Below are 16755 nucleotides of genomic sequence, written 5' to 3'. Positions count from 1 at the left end.
CGTTGTCCGGGATCAGAGGGTCGCGAGGACGCCGCCGTCCACGTAAAGGACCTGTCCGTTGACGAAGCTCGCCGCCTCGGAGGCGAGGAAGATGCAGGCGCCCTGCAGCTCCTCCACATTGCCCCAGCGACCGGCTGGCGTGCGGTTCTTGAGCCACGCGTCGAATTCGGGGTTCTCGATCAGCGCCTGATTGAGCGGCGTGGCGAAGTAGCCCGGCCCGATGGCGTTGATCTGGAGGCCGTGGCGCGCCCAGTCCGTGCACATGCCCTTGGTGAGGTTCTTCACCGCGCCCTTGGAGGCGGTGTAGGGGGCGATGGAATAGCGCGCCGCCTCGCTCTGGAGGCTGGCAATGTTGATGATCTTGCCGCGCTTGCGGCGGATCATGTGCCGGGCGACCGCCTGTCCCACGTAGAATACGCTGTCGAGATTGGTGCGCATCAGCTCGTGCCACGTCTCGACGGGATAGTCCTCAAGCGGGGCGCGGCGCTGGATGCCGGCATTGTTCACCAGAATGTCGATGGCGCCGGTGTTCGCCTCGATCTCATCGACGCCACGCTGCACTGCAATGTGATCGGTAACATCGAAGGCGGCCACCTCGGCGGCGACACCCTGATCAGCGAGGCGTGCCTGGGCGTCGGCTAGCTTTTCGGCGTCGCGGCCGTTCAGCACCACGCGCGCGCCGGCCTTTCCGAGGCCAAGGGCCAGCGAGTAGCCGATGCCTTGGCTGGAGCCGGTGACGAGCGCCAGACGGCCGGTGAGGTCGAACAACTGGATCGACATCTTGTCTCCCTAGGTGCTGCCCGCTCGTGCCCTGGAGCATCCGGCGGCCTGCTTTTTTGCTTGTGCTCCAGATAGAGCATGTTATCGGTAACAAAACAAGAGGCCCCTCGAATGCGGGCCTCGCACCGGGGAGTGATCATGCGCGCCGCCGTGCTTCATGCCGCCAAGGATCTGAGGGTCGAGGAGATTGATGAGCGTCCGCTCGCTGACGACGAGGTGCGCCTGCGCTTCGCCGCCGGCGGCATCTGCGGCTCGGACCTCTCCTATTATTTCAAGGGCCGCGTCGGGGATTTCGACGTGCGCCAGCCGCTCGTGCTGGGCCACGAGGTGTCCGGCGAGGTGGCGGCGGTCGGACCGTGCGTCGAGACGCTTAAGCCGGGCGACCGCGTGGCCGTGGACCCGAGCCGGCCATGCCTCACCTGCGACTATTGCCGCATGGGGCGCTCCAACCTCTGCCGCAACATGCGCTTCTTCGGCAGCGCAGCCATCTATCCGCACGTGCAGGGCGCCTTCAGCGAGACCTTCATCGCGCGCGCTGACCAGTGCGTGAAGGTGCCGGACAGCATGTCCATGCGGGTGGCCGCCTGCGCCGAGCCGCTGGCCGTTTCCGTCCACGCCTGCCGGCGCGGCGGCGAGATCGCAGGGCGCAAGGTCCTGATCGCCGGGGCAGGGCCCATCGGCATCCTCTCGGCCCTCGTCATGCGCCGCATGGGCGCGGCCGAGATCGCCATCACGGACCTCGTGGAGGCGCCGCTCGCCATCGCCCGTGAAGCGGGGGTGGACGAGACCATCTGCGTCGGCACCGATCCGGAGAAGCTCACCCGCTATGAGGCGGACAAGGGCTATTTCGACATCGCGCTCGAGGCGACTGGCTCGCCGCAGGCGCTCGCGTCGCTGTTCAAGGTGGTGCGGCCGGGCGGTCGCGTCATCCAGGTGGGCATGATGCCGCCCGGCACCATTCCCGTGCCGGCCAACATGCTGATGGCTCGCGAGATCGACTTCGTCGGCGCCTTCCGCTTCCACACCGAGTTCAAGACCGCCGTGGACTATCTGGCGCGCGGCCTTATCGACGTGTCGCCCATCCTCTCGGCCCAGATGCCCATGAGCGATGCCGACGCCGCCTTCGCCATGGCCGCCGACCGCAACCGGGCGATCAAGGTCCATCTCACCTTCTGACCGCGCGCATAACGAACAAAGGAAACGCTCATGTATACCCGCTGCGCCATCTTCGAGGGCCAGATCACGCCCGGCCGCGAGGACGAGTTCTTCAAGGCGGTGGAGGAGCGCCTGCTGCCGCTCTGGAAGCAGATGCCCCACGCTGAGGCCGTGCGCGTGCTGCGCGCCGTGCGCCATGATCCCGACGCGCCGCCGGTGGCGATGATGCAGGAGATCGACTATCCCTCGCTGGAGGCCATCGACGAGGCTCTCGCTTCGCCGATCCGCACGCAGGCCCGCGCGGTGACCGAGGACATCGTGAAGATGTTCACCGGCCGCTTCTATCACATCGTCTACAAGCGTCAGGCGGGGTCCTGAGGCGATCATGCCGCCGCTCACGCGCAAGCCCACCATGCGGGACGTCTCGCGTCTCGCGGGCGTCTCCACGATGACCGTCTCGCGGGTCCTGGCCGACCCCGAGACCGTGTCGCGGGAGACGCGCTCGCGCGTTCTGGCGGCGGTGGAGCAACTGGGCTATGTGCCCGACCGGGTGGCGGGAAGCCTGTCTTCCCGCCGCACCAACGTGGTGGCGGCGATCCTGCCGACCCTGACCAACGTCAATTTCGCCGACACCGCGCATGCTCTGACGGAGGTGCTGCGACCGGCTGATTATCAATTGCTCATCGGCTACACAATGTACCGGCTGGACGAGGAGGAGCGTCTGTTGCGGGCCATGCTTCCCCGCCGGCCGGACGCGGTTGTGGTGGCCAGTTCCGTGCACACGAAGACCGCTTCCCAGATGCTGCTGCGGGCGGGCGTGCCGGTGGTGGAGATATGGGACAATCCCGGTCAGCCCATCGATCATGCGGTGGGCTTTTCAAATTACGAGGTGGGCCGGGCGGCGGCGCATCATCTCATCTCCCTCGGCCATCGTCGCATCGGCGCCCTCGGCCCCGGCAGGGGCGGCGAGGCGCGGGATTTTCGCGGTGAGGACCGCATGAAGGGCTTTGCCGCCGCTCTACGCGAGGCGGGCCTGTCGGACGAACTGGTGCTGCACTTCGGTGATGTGCCGGTCGCCTTCGATCACGGCCGCCAGTCGTTCGCCGCCATGCTGGAGCGGGCGCCGGATGTGGAGGCGCTGTTTGCCGTCTCCGACATTTCCGCCTGGGGCGCGCTGATGGAGTGCCAGCGGCGCGGCATCCGCGTGCCCGACGACCTGTCGCTGCTCGGCTTCGGCGATTTCGACTTCGGCCGCCAGTGCGTGCCCATGCTGAGCACTATGGGGATCGACGCACGGGCCATCGGCACGGCGACGGGCGAATTGCTGATGCGGCTCCTTCACGACGACAGCGGCGCGGCGGCGGTGCCCGAGCGTATCGATGTCGGCTTCCGGCTGATCGAGCGCGAGACCACCGCGCCGGCGCGCAAGCGCCGCAAGAATGGGAGGAAGTCCAGTTGAGCGAGACCATCGGCATCATCGGCGTCGGCGTCATGGGCAGCGCCATCGCGACGCGCTTCCTGGAGCGCGGCCGCACCGTGCATCTGCGCGACATGGATCCGCAGAAGCTGGCGCCGCTGGTGGCGCGTGGGGCGATCGCCATGGAAAGCGTCGCGGCGCTGACGCAGGCGAGCGACGTCATCATCACCAGCCTCAACACGGCGGAGATCGTCGAGGCGGTGCTGTTCGGGGCCGATGGCATCGCCGCGGCGGCAAAGCCTGGCCAACTCTTCATCGACATGTCGAGCATCGACCCCAAGGCGACCGCCACGCTCGCCGCGCGGCTGGAGCGGGAGACCGGCATGGCCTATGTGGATGCGCCCTTGTCGGGCGGCGCGCCGGCCGCCCTTGCGGGGCGGCTCACGCTCATGATGGGCGGCAGCCCTGAGGTCGTGGAGCGGGCCAAGGCGGTGCTGGCCGATGTGGCGGCGAATATGACCCACATGGGGCCTTGCGGCGCTGGGCAGACCACCAAGCTCATCAATCAGGTGCTGTGTGCCTGCAATTTCCTCGCGGTGGCGGAGGCGACCCGTCTCGCGCTCGATGGCGGCGTGGATGCCGCCCGCATTCCGCAGGCGCTGGCCGGCGGACGCGCCGATTCGCGCATCCTCCAGGAGTTCATGGGCAAGATGGCCGCCTTCGATCTGACCCCCACGGGCCGGATCGACAATATGCTGAAGGATCTGGAGGCGGTGCAGCGCTATGCCATGGCGCTGCGCACGCCCATGCCGCTCACCGGCCTCGTCACCGACCTGCACCGGATGATGGTGGCCGCCGGCATCGGTCCGGAGGACAGCGCGGCCTATATGAAGCTCTTCGACTTCGGCACTCGCGCCGCCTGAACCGCTCTATGGAAAAGCTCCGACCTCAATCGGCCAGGGGCGCGCACGGGGGCGGGGGATGCTATATGCGCCGTGCGGCCTCGGCCGCGCCTCCGTCCGCCCGCGCCGATCGCGGGCCATCAGCAGGAAAGCGATTATGAGCATCGTCCGCCTCGACAAGGGCCCGCGCATGAGCGAGGCCGTGATCCACGGCAACACCATCTATCTCGCCGGCCAGGTGGAAGAGGGCCCGGACGTGGCCACCCAGACCAAGAAGGTTCTGGCCTCCATCGACGCTCTTCTGGAGCGCGCCGGTAGCAGCAAGGCGAACATCCTCTCCGCCACCATCTGGCTCGCGGACATCAAGGACTTCGCCGAGATGAACAGCGTGTGGGACCAGTGGGTGGACAAGGACAATCCGCCGGCCCGCGCCACCAGCGAAGGCAAGCTGGCCGCTCCGCAGTTCAAGGTCGAGATCATCGTCGTCGCGGCCAAGCCCTGATCGGCGTGTCCTGATCGGCTAGTCCTGATCGGTATCCCGGCGAGGGCCTGATCCCTCGCCGGGTTCAAAGCCGCGCTTGAGCCATTGGCAGGCCCTCGCATTTGCCGGAAACTACAGACCGCGCCCGCACAAAAGAGAATCGGGCGCCACCTTCTGTCTTCCGGAGTGCGTTTCGTGGCCTTTGCTTGCACCATTCCCGCCGTCCCCACCGTCCAGCAGGATGACGATGCCATCCGCATCACCCGCTGGGATTTCGCGCCTGGCGCCGTCACCGGTTGGCACCGGCACGACTGGCCCTATTTCGTGGTGATGCTCACGGACGGCATCCTGCGCGTCCACAACGGCACGGACGTCATCGACAATCCGTTGAAGGCTGGCCAGTCCTATGGTCGCAAGGAAGGCATCACCCACGACGTGATGAACGGCTCGCCGCACCCGATCGCCTTCGTCGAGATCGAGATCAAGAAGCCCGAGGCGCTCTGATCGCCGACCGGCCGCCTCGTCCGCGGGGCGGTCGATTCCTTGGCGCGCCGTCGTCCGGCGCAGTCAGATTGTCGTGGATTGAATGGTACAGCTGGGTGGGCTCGAACCACCGACCTCCGGTTCCACAGACCGGCGCTCTAACCAACTGAGCTACAGCTGCAAGACCCTTCGCGCGTCGCGTCGAAGTAGGCGCGGAACCTACTTTGCGGTTTTGCGCATTGCAAGGGGGCTCCGGGGTCTTTCTGCGAACCTTCGGTCCGGTCATCCACACCCTTGTGCGCCCCAAAAGAAACGCCGCGCCATGGGGGCCATGGCGCGGCGCATGTCGTCAGGCGGAGGGCGGCGCAGCCACCTCCGGGGCGGGCTGGTAGATCTCGCCGCCGCTTGCGCGGAACTTCTCGGCCATCTCAGCCATGCCGCTCTGGGCGATGTCGCCGGCCTCGATCTTCAGCTCCTGGCTGATCTTCATGGAGCAGAATTTCGGCCCGCACATGGAGCAGAAGTGCGCCACCTTCGCGCCTTCCGCCGGCAGGGTCTCGTCGTGATAGGCCTCCGCCGTCTCCGGATCGAGGGAGAGCGCGAACTGGTCGCGCCAGCGGAAGGAGAAGCGCGCACGAGACAGTGCATCGTCCCGGATGCGCGCGGCGGGATGGCCCTTGGCAAGGTCGGCCGCATGGGCGGCGATCTTGTAGGAGATCACGCCGGCCTTCACGTCGTCGCGATCCGGAAGGCCGAGATGCTCCTTCGGTGTCACGTAGCAGAGCATGGCGGTGCCGAACCAGCCGATCATCGCCGCGCCGATGGCCGAGGAAATGTGATCGTAGCCGGGGGAGATGTCGGTCACGAGCGGGCCAAGCGTATAGAAGGGCGCCTCGTGGCAGAGCTTGAGCTGCTTCTCCACATTCTCGCGGATGAGGTGCATGGGCACGTGGCCCGGCCCCTCGATCATCACCTGCACGTCGTGCTTCCAGGCGATCTCGGTGAGTTCACCCAGCGTCTCCAGCTCGGCGAACTGGGCGGTGTCATTGGCGTCGGCAATCGAGCCGGGGCGCAGGCCATCGCCCAGCGAGAAGGCGACGTCATACTGGGCGAGGATCTCGCACAGCTCCTCGAAATGCTCGTAGAGGAAGCTCTCCTTGTGGTGGGCGAGGCACCACTTGGCCATGATCGAGCCGCCGCGCGAGACGATGCCTGTGACGCGGTTTGCGGTGAGCGGGATATAGGGGAGGCGCACGCCCGCGTGGACGGTGATGTAGTCCACGCCCTGCTCGGCCTGCTCGATCACCGTGTCGCGGAAGATCTCCCAGTTGAGGTCCTCAACCACGCCGTTGACCTTCTCCAGCGCCTGATAGATCGGCACCGTGCCGATCGGCACCGGCGCGTTGCGGATGATCCATTCGCGTATGGTGTGGATGTTCTTGCCGGTGGAGAGGTCCATCACCGTGTCGCCCCCCCAGCGGATGGCCCACACCAGCTTGTCCACCTCTTCCGCAACGCCCGAGGTCACCGCCGAATTGCCGATGTTGGCGTTGATCTTCACGAGGAAGTTGCGACCGATGGCCATGGGCTCGGTCTCGAGATGGTTGATGTTGGACGGGATGATGGCCCGCCCGCGCGCCACTTCCTGCCGCACGAACTCGCCCGTGATGTCGGCGGGAATCGCCGCGCCAAGGCCCATGGCCTGGTGCTTGGGGTGGGCGCCGCCATTGGCGCGGGCGAGATTCTCACGCGCCGCCACATATTCCATTTCCGGCGTCACGATGCCGGCCTTGGCGTAAGCCATCTGGGTCGGGCGCCTGCCGGCCTTCGCGCGCAGCGGCTTGCGGCCGGTGCGGTCGAAGGCGGGCAGGTGGCTCACCTGGCCGGGCTTCAGGCCGTCGTCCTCCGGCTTCTGGGCACGACCTTCCACCTCTTCGACGTCGCCGCGATCAAGCACCCACTGGCGGCGCAGTTCGGGCAGGCCCTTGGTGAGATCGATGATGGCGTCGGGGTCCGTATAGGGGCCGGAGGTGTCATAGACGCGCACCGGCCGCTCGCTTGGATCGGACAGGCCGATCTCGCGCATGGCGACTTTCACAGCCGGATTCTCGGCCGGAATGAAGACCTTGCGGGAATGGGGAAGGGGCCCCGTCGTCACCTTGAGGGCTGAGGTGGAGGCTTCGTCGAGCATACGGATCTCCTTCAAGCTCGCGCTTCAAATGAGACCCGGGATGAGCTTCAGGAGCAGGTTTGCCTGAGAAACGTCCCAACGGGACCGCACGTGGCGCCAGGCTGATTCCGATCCCTTCGCCGGCATGACCCGGATCAGGTTCGAAGGGTCATCGTGGCGCCGGGGACCATTACGGCCGGACCGGAAGACGATATCTCAGCCCCCTCGCGGGGCCCCCCTTGGAATAAGACCAGTCTGGGAGGCCGCGTGCCGGGTGTCAATCTTGCGGTGCAACACGCGTTACACCGCAAGCCCTTGCAATTTCGGAAGCGCACGGCGTCGGAGGACTGGTGCGGACCTGTGTTGATACCGGGTTGGGCGGGGCTCAGAGGGCGCCAAGGGCCTCCCACAGGGGCACGCGGATGCGCAGGCACCAGTCCGCGCTTTCTCCCACGATCTCCCTCTGACCTTCGGGGCTGGTGATCACGTTGCCGTCACGGGCGAGCGGCGTACCGCTGGCGGCGAGGCGGTTCACGATGGTGTCGGTGAGCGCGCCATGCTCCGGCGTGATGCCCGTGGCGAGGGCGTGGAACACCGCCCCCTCCATGGTGGTGAGGTTGAGACCGGAGCCCGTGAGCGGCGTGGCGATGGCGGCGGTCGCTGCCCGCTGCTCGGCCACTTCCTGCGCCAGCAGGCGGTTGAGGCGCACCGCCGCGTCGTTGCGCGGAAGCTGCTGCGGGGGAATGGCGATGGCCTGCCCGGAGCCGACCAGCACGCCGGCGATCTCCACCATGGATGGTGCGCCCGGCTGGTCCTTCAGTTCCGGCAGGGCCACCAGATCGTCGAGACTGCGGGGCCGCTCCGCCAACGCCGCAAACAGCGGCTTGTAGAAACGGTCAGGGAGCTGCGCCTTGCCAGCGGGAACATCGAGCTCCGTGCGTGCCTCGTGGGGCGGAATGGTGAGGGCGAGGCCGAAGGTGCGCAGATGGGCGTCGCGCTGGCCGTCCGCAATCCGGCGCGGGCCGCGGGCATAAAGATCGCGGCGGAACGGCCGGCTCACCAGATAGTCCTTCAGCGTCTCGCGCAGCGGCCCGGCCGGAACCTCCTCCAACAACTGCCGCTGCTCCGGCTTGAGCGCGAGGTCGGGGAAATTGTCGATGAGCGAGGCCGAGCCGATGAAGCCGAGCTTGGCCTCGGCCAGTTCCGCCGCCGTGTCCATGTGATACTGCGGGTGCCAGTTGGCATTGAGATATTCATGGGCGAGATAGACGGCCCGGTTGGGCGCGCCGGACTTGTCGCTGCCCTTGCGCAACTGGTCCAGCAGGGCGGCATTGCCGAGTACGCCGGAGCCCGCCGCCTGAAGGCGCTCGATCCACTCAAGCCCCTTCATGACCTGCACATCGCTGCGCTCGCGGCCGAGGCGGGAATGTTCCAGCAGGAGGCGCTGCATGGGCAGCAGCGCCGTCCAGCCTGGCATGGCGTTGTAGGTCACCGAGACCATGCCGCCCGGCTTGACCCGCTCGCGCATGAAGCGGGTGATGTTGTGCCGGTCCTCCGGTGCGATCCAGGACCAGACGCCGTGCAGCGTCACCATGTCGAACTCGGGCAGGTCCGAGCGGCCGAGCATTTCCGCGAAGCTGAGCTCGAGGAAGGTGATGTTGGACAGGCCGGCGGCCTTCGCCATGGCGCGGGCGCGGGCGATCTGCGCCGGGTTGAAGTCGGTGGCGATGATTTCGGCCTGCGGATTGGCGGCGGCGATGACGAGCGCCGTGACGCCCTGGCCGCAGCCGAGTTCGCAATAGGTGAAGGGGCCGGACACGAAGGGGGGCTCGAAGCCATTCACCAGCGCGCCGAGCATCAGATGGTTCGGCGCCTGCTCCACATAAAGACCCGGCAGGTATTCGATGTCGGCCACGTAGCCGGAAGCCCAGTCGGTCATGACGTTTCCTTGCAGGTCGGATGAGGAACGAGGCGCGGCGTCAGTCCAGCGCGCTCAAGGGGAAGATGGCGTCATTGCGGTCGATGGGGCTCGGGGCGCTGAGCACCCAGGCGAGCTGGCCCAGCCGGGCTCCGCCCGGATCGTCCTCGCCCTGGCACAGCCGCGCCGCCGGAACGCTCGCGGCCTTGATCATGACGTTGAGGTCGAAGCTGAATTCGAGGCCGCAGAAGAGCTGGACGAGATCGCGGATCAGCGCCGCCCGCGGCGTGCCCGGCAGCAGGGAGACAAGTTCGGCTTCGTCCGTGGGGCCCACATGGATGCGGAAATGGTGCTGGGCCACCCAGGCGCGGGCGCCGACCATGGCGCTGGAATCGAGATGGGCGTGCTGCCCCTCGAGTGCGCTGGCGCCGCCGAGACGGGTCTGTTCGGCCGCCGGAACCTCCACCCACCCGCCGGTGAAAGGCTCCACGCGCACGCTCTGCCCGAGTTCGCGGCTCAGCAGCGCTTCCAGCGCCGCCAGCGGCCGGGTCTGGCCGGAGAACAGGCCGGCATTGTGCAGCACGAGATCGTCGGGAATGGCGAGGCGGTTCTCAAGCTGCGGCGAGCCGAGCCCGGTGAGGCCCCGCAGGCTCAGCGTGAACACGTCCCGCAGGTCGTGGTTCGCGCCCTCGTGGGCGAGCGCGATCCGGTACTTGGCGCTGGCGCGGCAGAAGAGGGACACCGCGCGGTGGTTGAACATGTCGAGGAAGGCGCGCACGCCCTCATTGCGTTCGCGCATGCCTTCGTTGGCGTGCGCCGTATAGGCATAGGGCAGCACGCCGAGGGGCCCGATCAGGCCGATGGTGGAGACGGTGAGTTCCAGCGGGTCGCCCGGCTCCCGCTGGGATGCGCGGGTGATGGCGGCTACGGGATAGCGCAGGCTTGTGTCGCTGATGAAGCGTATGCTGCCCCCATCCCAGAGGCCCGGCGCTTCCCATGCGTCGCTGGTCGCGGTCTCCTCGCTGCCCTCGCCCTCGGCATGGGGCAGATTGAACAGCGCATCCACCACGCGCACCGCCTGCGCGAGGTCGAAGCTGTGGGGCGCGCGCAGCAGCGCGTCGATCACAGGAGAGGACGGAAGCCTGCGCGCGCCGGCCATGTGCGGAGAATTCCCGGTTGTCCCTTCACGGTGGCCGTGAGGCGGGTGAATGAATTGATCGATGCGTGCAGCCCGAAGAACTGGTCGAGCACCATGGCGAACAGGAACAGGCTGCTGCCGCTGAAATTGGCCGGATTGAATTCGACGGTGAGGTCGATGCCCTGGCAGATCGCATCGCCCCAGGCGGCATCGCCGGGCCGGCGGGGTGCCCGCGCGGTGCCGCGCCGCGCGGACAGGTCGGTGATGCCTTCGATCATGAGCCGTGTCTCCGGCGAGCCACGGAAGTCGTAGAGCATCAGGATTTCCTGCAGGGCCTCAAGCCCGCCCGCGCCGACGAGCGAGAGGTGGTTCAGCAGCAGGTGCGAGATGAGGCGCCAGTTGCGGGACTCGCCCTCCGGCACGCGGATGGTGTGCGTGAGGGGCGAGATGCAGTTGACCTCGCCGATGGCCGCGGCCGCCTGGACGGGGGTCAGCTTGGGATGCCCGCCGCCATAGGGCAGGCGGGCCGGCAGGTCGCGGTTGAGGCAGAGCGTCTCGGCCGAGACCACGATGTCGGTGCTGGCGAAGGCCGGATCGATTTCGGAGAAGGAGAGGAAGACCTCGGTGCCAGACAGCCGCCCCTCCGACTTGCGACGCGCCATGGCCCAGTAGCCGGCGTGTGTCTCGTCGCCCTTGGGACGGCGGGCGTAGAAGGGCGAGATGGTCTTGCGGCGCCCCTCCGCGTCGGTGGCGACGACGGAGTTCAGGGAGTGGATCTCCAGCGCCTCCGGGCGGCGGGCATCGGCGATGACACGGTATTCGAGGCGATTGTGCCCGACGATCACCGGCTCGCTGCGCTGGCGGAACAGATTGACGATGGGGGTGCAGCCAAGGGCGAAGAACTCCTTGGAAATGCTGCGCTCCAGCGCCAGATCGCTCTTGTTGAAATAGATGAAGACGGAAAGCTCCGCCCCGGCGTTCCCCAGCACCTTGGTGCTGAGATCGACGTCGAAATACAGGAACTTGTCCGGGAAGACGAAGAATTCGGTGAGGGTCCGGTATGCGGGCTGCGACTGCGCCGGATAGGGCAGGATCACCTCGTCGGGCCCGAAGCCCACCGGGCGAATGGCAGTCGGCGGCAGCAGCACGGGATTGGGATCGCTCGCCGAATCCGCCAGAGCCACGGCGACGGCGTTGTTGAACAGCATCTCGTGCAGCGCATAGACGTGCGAGGGCTGTCCGCGCAGGAAGAAGCGCAGGTGATCCGGCTGCAGGTCCGAGAAGGTCGTATCGGGCGCCGAGCAGCGCAGGGTGAGCCGCAGGCAAGAGAAGGCGCCGGCCGTGCGTGGGCCGCTGGGGGCCAAGATGGGACGCCCCTTGAGGCTGGCATCGGCGACCGTGACCGGCCAGAGGGTGACCGGATAGCGGGTGCGGAAGCGGCAGGTTTCCGAATCCACGGGCTCGGAATCCAGTTCCGTGTCCACGGGGATGGTCTGCGGGGTGGTCACCTCGGGCTTGGGCTTGAACTGCACCGTCGCCATGGAAGGAATGGGCGCCAGATAGTTCGGATAGAGGATGTCCAGCATCGTGTTGACGAGTTCGGGGAACTCGTCGTCCAGCTTGTGGGCGATGCGGGCATTGAGGAAGGCGACGCCTTCGGCGAGACGGGCGACGTGGGGATCGTCGATGCCGTCCCCGCTCATGCGCAGGTTGCCGGCGATCTTGGGGTGACGGGCGGCAAATTCCTGCGCCATGCGGCGCAGATAGAGAAGCTCGCGATTGTAGTACGGAAGGAGATGATCGCTCACGATGTGGCGCTCGATAGCGAAATGGCGTTCAGCACCGGATCGACGACCGTGTTGAAGATGATGGGCTCAACCTCGTTCTCCACATAGATGCGGGCCTCGATCCGCAGGCGGAGCGAGCGGTCGGAGGGATCGGCATTGGCCAGCGCATGGATGCGCATGTCCGAGAGGCGCGGCTCGTAGAGCCGGATCATGCGGCCGATCTCCTCCACCACGGCGGCCCGCTGCTGTTCGGTGGAGAGATTGGCGGTGCACAGATCCATGATCCCGTAGTTCAGGATGGACGTGTCGAGCTGATCCAGCGCCTGCGACCAGCCGATCACACGGTTCGGCGTGTTAAGCAGATCCTGCAGGTCCTGCCGGATGCCGTCGCGGATGCGCGCGACGCGGGGACCCTCGCCCCCGCGCAGGCGATCCAGAACAGACAGCGTCACACTGGCCGGAGGGCTCATTGGACGTCGAACTCCAGTCGTCCCAACTGGAGAATGGTAAGGCTCTCCTCGCCCACGAGGAAGGTGCGCAGGCCCGAGCCGCGGACGCAGTCGGGCGCCACCTCGGTCCAGTCGGTCTCACGGCCGAGACGGACCGCATCGGAGGGAGCCTCCCCCGTGGCGGGATAGGTGGAGGGGATCGCCACCTCGCCCTGAGGCCCGCCGCGCACGCTGATCTGCGCCATGCGCCAGGCACTGTCCAGCATCCGGCGTGGCGCCTCGAATTCCAGTGTCTCCACCCTTTCCATGGGCACCCAGAAATATTTGCCCGTGGTGGTCATCACTTCGAGGATGCCGCCGAGAAGATCGTCGAGATCGCGGAAATCCACGAACCCGATGTCGTTGTGGCGGCCGGCGAGCGGGGGACGCAGCTCTTCCGCCTTGGCAAGGCTCGCCCCGGCCTCCGCCGTACGCCCTTCCCGCAGGTGCATGAGGGCCTCGAGGCGCAGCGCCACATGGGCCGGCGGCTCCTCGAGGACGTCCGGCGCCCGGCCTTCCAGGAACACCTGGCGGCGGGCCTGGCTCGACCGCAGGAGTTGGCGCAGGCTCCCCACCTGCAGGGCGGTCTTCGGGTCCTGCTGGGCGATGGCCTCGAACTGGCGCTCGGCCCGGTCGAGGTCGCCCGCCACACACAGAAGCTCCGCCAGCTGGCTGCGCAGCGCGATGTCCAGCGGCTTTTCCTTCACCTGCTGGTTCATGGCGGCGATGGCGTCCGTCAGCTTGCCTTCCTGGAACAGATGAAGTGGCGTGTCCTGCATGGTGGTTTCCCCCGGAAAGGTCAGTTGACGGGCCGCTGCACGTGAAGGGCGAGGTCGGTGACGAGCTTGAAGGTGGTGAAGATCTGGTCGAGCTGGAAATGCGGACGCAGTTGCAGGACGCAGGCAAAGGCGCCCGGCCGGCCGGGCACGGCGCGCACCTCGGCGCTCGCCTCCCGCAAGGGGTAGCGCGCCTTCATCTCGGGGCTCGCGTCGTCATTGCCCAGGCAATAGCTGAGCAGCCAGGTCTGGAGATCGCGCTCGCAGGCTTCGGCGGTCTCATAGCTGCCGATACGGTCGCGGACGCGCACCTTGACGTAATGGGCGAAGCGCGAGACGCAGAGAATGTAGCGCAGCATGGCGGAGATGCGCGCGTTGGCGGCGGCGGCCGAGGCGCGATAGTCCGGCACGTTCTGGAGCGAGGAACTCGTGTAGAAAACGAGCCGTGAAGTGTCCTTGCAGACGTTGAGGCTGATGAGGCCCAATTCCCAGAGGTCCTGCTCGATCTGGGTCGGGATCACCAGTTCCGAGGCGAAGCGCTCCACCGTGCCGGGAGAATCCGTCTCTACACTCGGGGCGCTCAGATGCTCGACGATCCCGTGGTCGAGCGCGTCGCGGCGACCGCCGCAGATGTCGGCGAACCAGCCGTGCTGCTCGAAGGCGCGGATGACCACTTCGCCGAAGGCATAGATGGCGCTGCCCCAGCACATTTCGTCGTGGCGCAGGCCGTGCCGGTCCTCGCGATAGCGGAAGCCGATGCCGGCGACGCCGTCGAAGGTGTGGGGTTCGCGCATCAGGATGCGCGGCAGGACGAGCCCGAGGAAGCGGGCGTCGTCGATGCTGCGCAGGCGATTGAAGCGGGTGTATTCGGCGCCGCGATAGAGGCCCGACAGCGTCGAGACATGGTCCAGTGCGCGAAAGTGCTCGAGCCCCAGCAGGCGGGGCGAGGCTGCGAGGATGGCCGGGGCGAAGGCCGCGGCGGCGACGCTGGCGAGGCCGGACAGGGTCGCCACGTCATCCACCGGGCTTTCGGTGGTGGGGCGATGGCGCACCTCATAGTCGCAGAGCAGCACGCCGTAGGGTGTGCCGCCCGGCATGCCGAATTCCTGGCTGTAGATCTTCTCGAATAGATGGCTCTGGTCGAAATCCGGCGCCCGTTCGAAATCGCTGGCAAGCTCCGACCAGGAAACGTTCAGCACCCGGATGATGACCTTTTCCGAGTGGGCGGCGCACTGGGTGAGATAGGCGATCCCCCGCCAGCCGGACTCCAGGCGCTGGAACGCGCGATGATGGAGGATGGCGTTGAGTTGCCGGGTGAGCATGTCATCGAGGAACGCGATGTCGCGTTCCAGCGCTCCGATCAGGGACTGCGGATCGGTGAAATGGGCGATGTCCGTGCCGAACCACTCGCGCAGGGCGGCCACGAGATCCAGTCCGGGCTTCAGGAAGGCGTCGAGACGGCCCGAAGGCAGGCGCTTGCAGGCCATGTCCGCCGCGAGCCGGCGCAGCGGCCGGAGCGAGGGCGGGGCATCGCTTGGGGCCGACGCCTCAGCCGGCGTCACCGGTGGTGTCGGCAGGCCGGAGGTTTCGGGCGTCAAGGACAAGGCGTCATCCCGTGCGGTTCAAACGAGGCCAGTCGGTGGACGTCGGCCGCACCATGCGCGGCCGGTGCCCCTCCACAGGCAAAAGGACGGGCGGACGTCGGCCGTCCATCCCGTCCTTGTGACCGGTGCCGACGCGGGGCGAGCGGCCCCGCGCCGGCGAAGTCGGATTACGAGGTGGCCGGAATGCGGGCCACCATGCGCAGCGAGGTGGTCAGCTCTTCCATCTGCAGCCAGGGGCGGAGCCACGCGACCGCGTTGTACGAGCCCGGTTTGCCGGGGATCTCGCGGACCTCCACCTTCGCCTCGGCGAGCGGATACTTGGCCTTCATGTCCTGGCCGGCATCCGGGTTGCCGTTGACGTAATTGATGATCCAGCGGTTCAGCCAGGCCTCGCAGTCGCTCGCTTCCATGAAGGAGCCGACCTTGTCGCGGCCCATGATCTTCAGGTAGTGCGCGAAGCGCGAGGTGGCCATGATGTAGGGCAGGCGCGCCGAGATGGCGGCATTCGCCGTCGCCTCGGGGCGGTCGTACTTCTTGGGCTTCTGCGTCGTCTGGGCGCCGAAGAACACCGCATAGTCCGTGCCCTTGTAGTGGCACAGCGGCAGGAAGCCGAGCTTGGAGAGCTCCGCCTCGCGCCGGTCGGTGATGCCGATCTCGGTCGGGCACTGCTGGTCGCTGTCGCCGTCGTCGGAGACGAAGACGTGGCTCGGCAGGTTCTCCACCTTGCCGCCGCCCTCGGCGCCGCGGATGGCGGTGCACCAGCCGTGCTGGGCGAAGGCGTCCGTGAGGCGGGCGCCGAGCACGTAGGACGAATTCATCCAGCAATAGTCTTCGTGCTTCATGCCGCGCGGGGTGCCGTCGACGATGGGGCTTTCCTCATAGTCGAAGTCTTCCACCACCTTGGTGTTGGCGCCATAGGGCAGGCGGGCCAGGGTGCGCGGCATGGTGAGCGTGACGAAACGGGAATCGTCGGATTCCCGGAACGAGCGCCACTTGGCGTATTCCACCGTCTCGAAGATCTTCTCGAGATCGCGCGGCTTGGACAGCTCGGTGAAATCGTCGAAGCCGAACATCTTCGGGCTCGCCGCCGTGACGAAGGGGGCGAACGCCGCCGCCGCCACGTTGGACATGAGCGAGAGCAGCTCGGTGTCCTCGGGATGGTTGCCGAACTCGTAGTCGCCGATGAGCGCGCCATAGGGCTCGCCGCCGGGGCTGCCGAACTCGCTCTCGTAGATCTTCTTGAAGATGGTGGACTGGTCGAACTCGGACGCCTTGGTGAGCGACTTGTAGAGCTCGCGCTTGGTGCAGTTGATGACCCGGATCTTCAGGCTGCTGCCGGTCTCCGAATTCATCACCAGATAGTTCAGGCCCCGCCACGTGCCTTCCAGCTTCTGGAAGTCGGGATGGTGCATGATTGCATTGAGTTGCGTCGAGATCTTCGCGTCGATCGCAACGATGGCGTTGTTGATCGTCTGCGTGAGGTTCTTCGAATAAGTGACGGTTCCGGCGAGCGCTTCCTGCGTCAGCGTGCGCAGAAGCTCAGCCGTACGGTCCGGGTCGGTCTGCTTGGTGGCCGCGATGGCCTGGTCGAGGAAGGAGGCTTCCTGCGTTTCCGTTGCGCCGGCGGCGGCTTGTTCCTGAGTCTCGGCCATGATC

The 16755-nt window shown here is 66.9% G+C and carries 15 protein-coding genes, 1 tRNA gene and 1 riboswitch; of the genes, 6 read left to right on the top strand and 10 right to left on the bottom strand.

Annotated features, from left to right (window positions below):
- Positions 1-12: 12 nt before the first annotated feature.
- Complete coding sequence (locus DFO45_RS07375; protein WP_133864343.1) at positions 13-780, bottom strand: SDR family oxidoreductase; 768 nt, start codon at positions 778-780, stop codon at positions 13-15.
- Between the two features lie 138 nt (positions 781-918).
- On the opposite strand from DFO45_RS07375, the gene DFO45_RS07370 reads away from it, so the two are divergent.
- The 6 genes from DFO45_RS07370 to DFO45_RS07345 all read left to right on the top strand — a co-directional run bounded on the left by DFO45_RS07370 (position 919) and on the right by DFO45_RS07345 (position 5239).
- Entirely contained in the window at positions 919-1956 is a 1038-nt protein-coding gene (locus tag DFO45_RS07370; RefSeq protein ID WP_133864342.1) for an L-idonate 5-dehydrogenase, read from the top strand.
- A gap of 30 nt (positions 1957-1986) precedes the next feature.
- Entirely contained in the window at positions 1987-2313 is a 327-nt protein-coding gene (locus DFO45_RS07365) for an ethyl tert-butyl ether degradation protein (RefSeq protein WP_012171136.1), read from the top strand.
- 34 nt (positions 2314-2347) lie between these two features.
- Positions 2348-3394 carry a LacI family DNA-binding transcriptional regulator gene (locus DFO45_RS07360; RefSeq protein ID WP_133864435.1) on the top strand — a complete coding sequence of 349 codons (1047 nt, stop codon included), beginning with the start codon at positions 2348-2350 and terminating at the stop codon, positions 3392-3394.
- Entirely contained in the window at positions 3391-4275 is an 885-nt protein-coding gene (locus tag DFO45_RS07355) for an NAD(P)-dependent oxidoreductase (RefSeq protein ID WP_133864341.1), read from the top strand. Before DFO45_RS07360 ends, DFO45_RS07355 begins: the two co-directional genes overlap by 4 nt.
- Before the next feature lie 136 nt (positions 4276-4411).
- Entirely contained in the window at positions 4412-4756 is a 345-nt protein-coding gene (locus DFO45_RS07350) for a RidA family protein (protein ID WP_043879344.1), read from the top strand.
- 174 nt (positions 4757-4930) lie between these two features.
- Complete coding sequence (locus tag DFO45_RS07345) at positions 4931-5239, top strand: cupin domain-containing protein (protein WP_133864340.1); 309 nt, start codon at positions 4931-4933, stop codon at positions 5237-5239.
- 83 nt (positions 5240-5322) lie between these two features.
- On the opposite strand, the gene DFO45_RS07340 is transcribed toward DFO45_RS07345, so the two are convergent.
- From DFO45_RS07340 to tssC (DFO45_RS07300), 9 genes are all read right to left on the bottom strand, one after another.
- Positions 5323-5399 (bottom strand) — tRNA-His (locus DFO45_RS07340).
- 168 nt (positions 5400-5567) lie between these two features.
- Positions 5568-7409 (bottom strand): phosphomethylpyrimidine synthase ThiC, encoded by a 1842-nt coding sequence (gene thiC, locus DFO45_RS07335; protein ID WP_133864339.1) that lies wholly within the window; start codon positions 7407-7409, stop codon positions 5568-5570.
- A gap of 93 nt (positions 7410-7502) precedes the next feature.
- Positions 7503-7638, bottom strand: a riboswitch (TPP riboswitch).
- 135 nt (positions 7639-7773) lie between these two features.
- A complete protein-coding gene (locus DFO45_RS07330) occupies positions 7774-9327 on the bottom strand; it encodes a class I SAM-dependent methyltransferase (protein ID WP_133864338.1) in 1554 nt (517 codons plus the stop codon).
- A 40-nt stretch (positions 9328-9367) separates the two neighbouring features.
- On the bottom strand, positions 9368-10465 hold the full coding sequence (gene tssG, locus DFO45_RS07325) for a type VI secretion system baseplate subunit TssG (protein ID WP_133864337.1): 1098 nt from the start codon (positions 10463-10465) through the stop codon (positions 9368-9370).
- A complete protein-coding gene (gene tssF / locus DFO45_RS07320) occupies positions 10429-12252 on the bottom strand; it encodes a type VI secretion system baseplate subunit TssF (RefSeq protein ID WP_133864336.1) in 1824 nt (607 codons plus the stop codon). Before tssF ends, tssG begins: the two co-directional genes overlap by 37 nt.
- Entirely contained in the window at positions 12249-12701 is a 453-nt protein-coding gene (gene tssE / locus DFO45_RS07315; protein WP_133864335.1) for a type VI secretion system baseplate subunit TssE, read from the bottom strand. The genes tssF and tssE overlap by 4 nt, the downstream gene beginning before the upstream one ends.
- A complete protein-coding gene (locus tag DFO45_RS07310; RefSeq protein WP_133864334.1) occupies positions 12698-13498 on the bottom strand; it encodes a type VI secretion system accessory protein TagJ in 801 nt (266 codons plus the stop codon). Before DFO45_RS07310 ends, tssE begins: the two co-directional genes overlap by 4 nt.
- Before the next feature lie 20 nt (positions 13499-13518).
- Positions 13519-15099, bottom strand: a complete 1581-nt coding sequence (tssC, locus tag DFO45_RS07305; RefSeq protein WP_208299751.1) for a type VI secretion system contractile sheath large subunit — start codon at positions 15097-15099, stop codon at positions 13519-13521.
- Between the two features lie 167 nt (positions 15100-15266).
- A complete protein-coding gene (tssC, locus tag DFO45_RS07300; RefSeq protein WP_133864333.1) occupies positions 15267-16751 on the bottom strand; it encodes a type VI secretion system contractile sheath large subunit in 1485 nt (494 codons plus the stop codon).
- Positions 16752-16755 lie beyond the last annotated feature (4 nt).

Origin of the sequence: Azorhizobium sp. AG788, from assembly GCF_004364705.1 — a bacterium.
Taxonomy (GTDB): domain Bacteria; phylum Pseudomonadota; class Alphaproteobacteria; order Rhizobiales; family Xanthobacteraceae; genus Azorhizobium; species Azorhizobium caulinodans.
The sequence above is the reverse complement of the archived record's forward strand: the minus strand, read 5'-3'. Positions and strand labels throughout refer to the sequence as shown.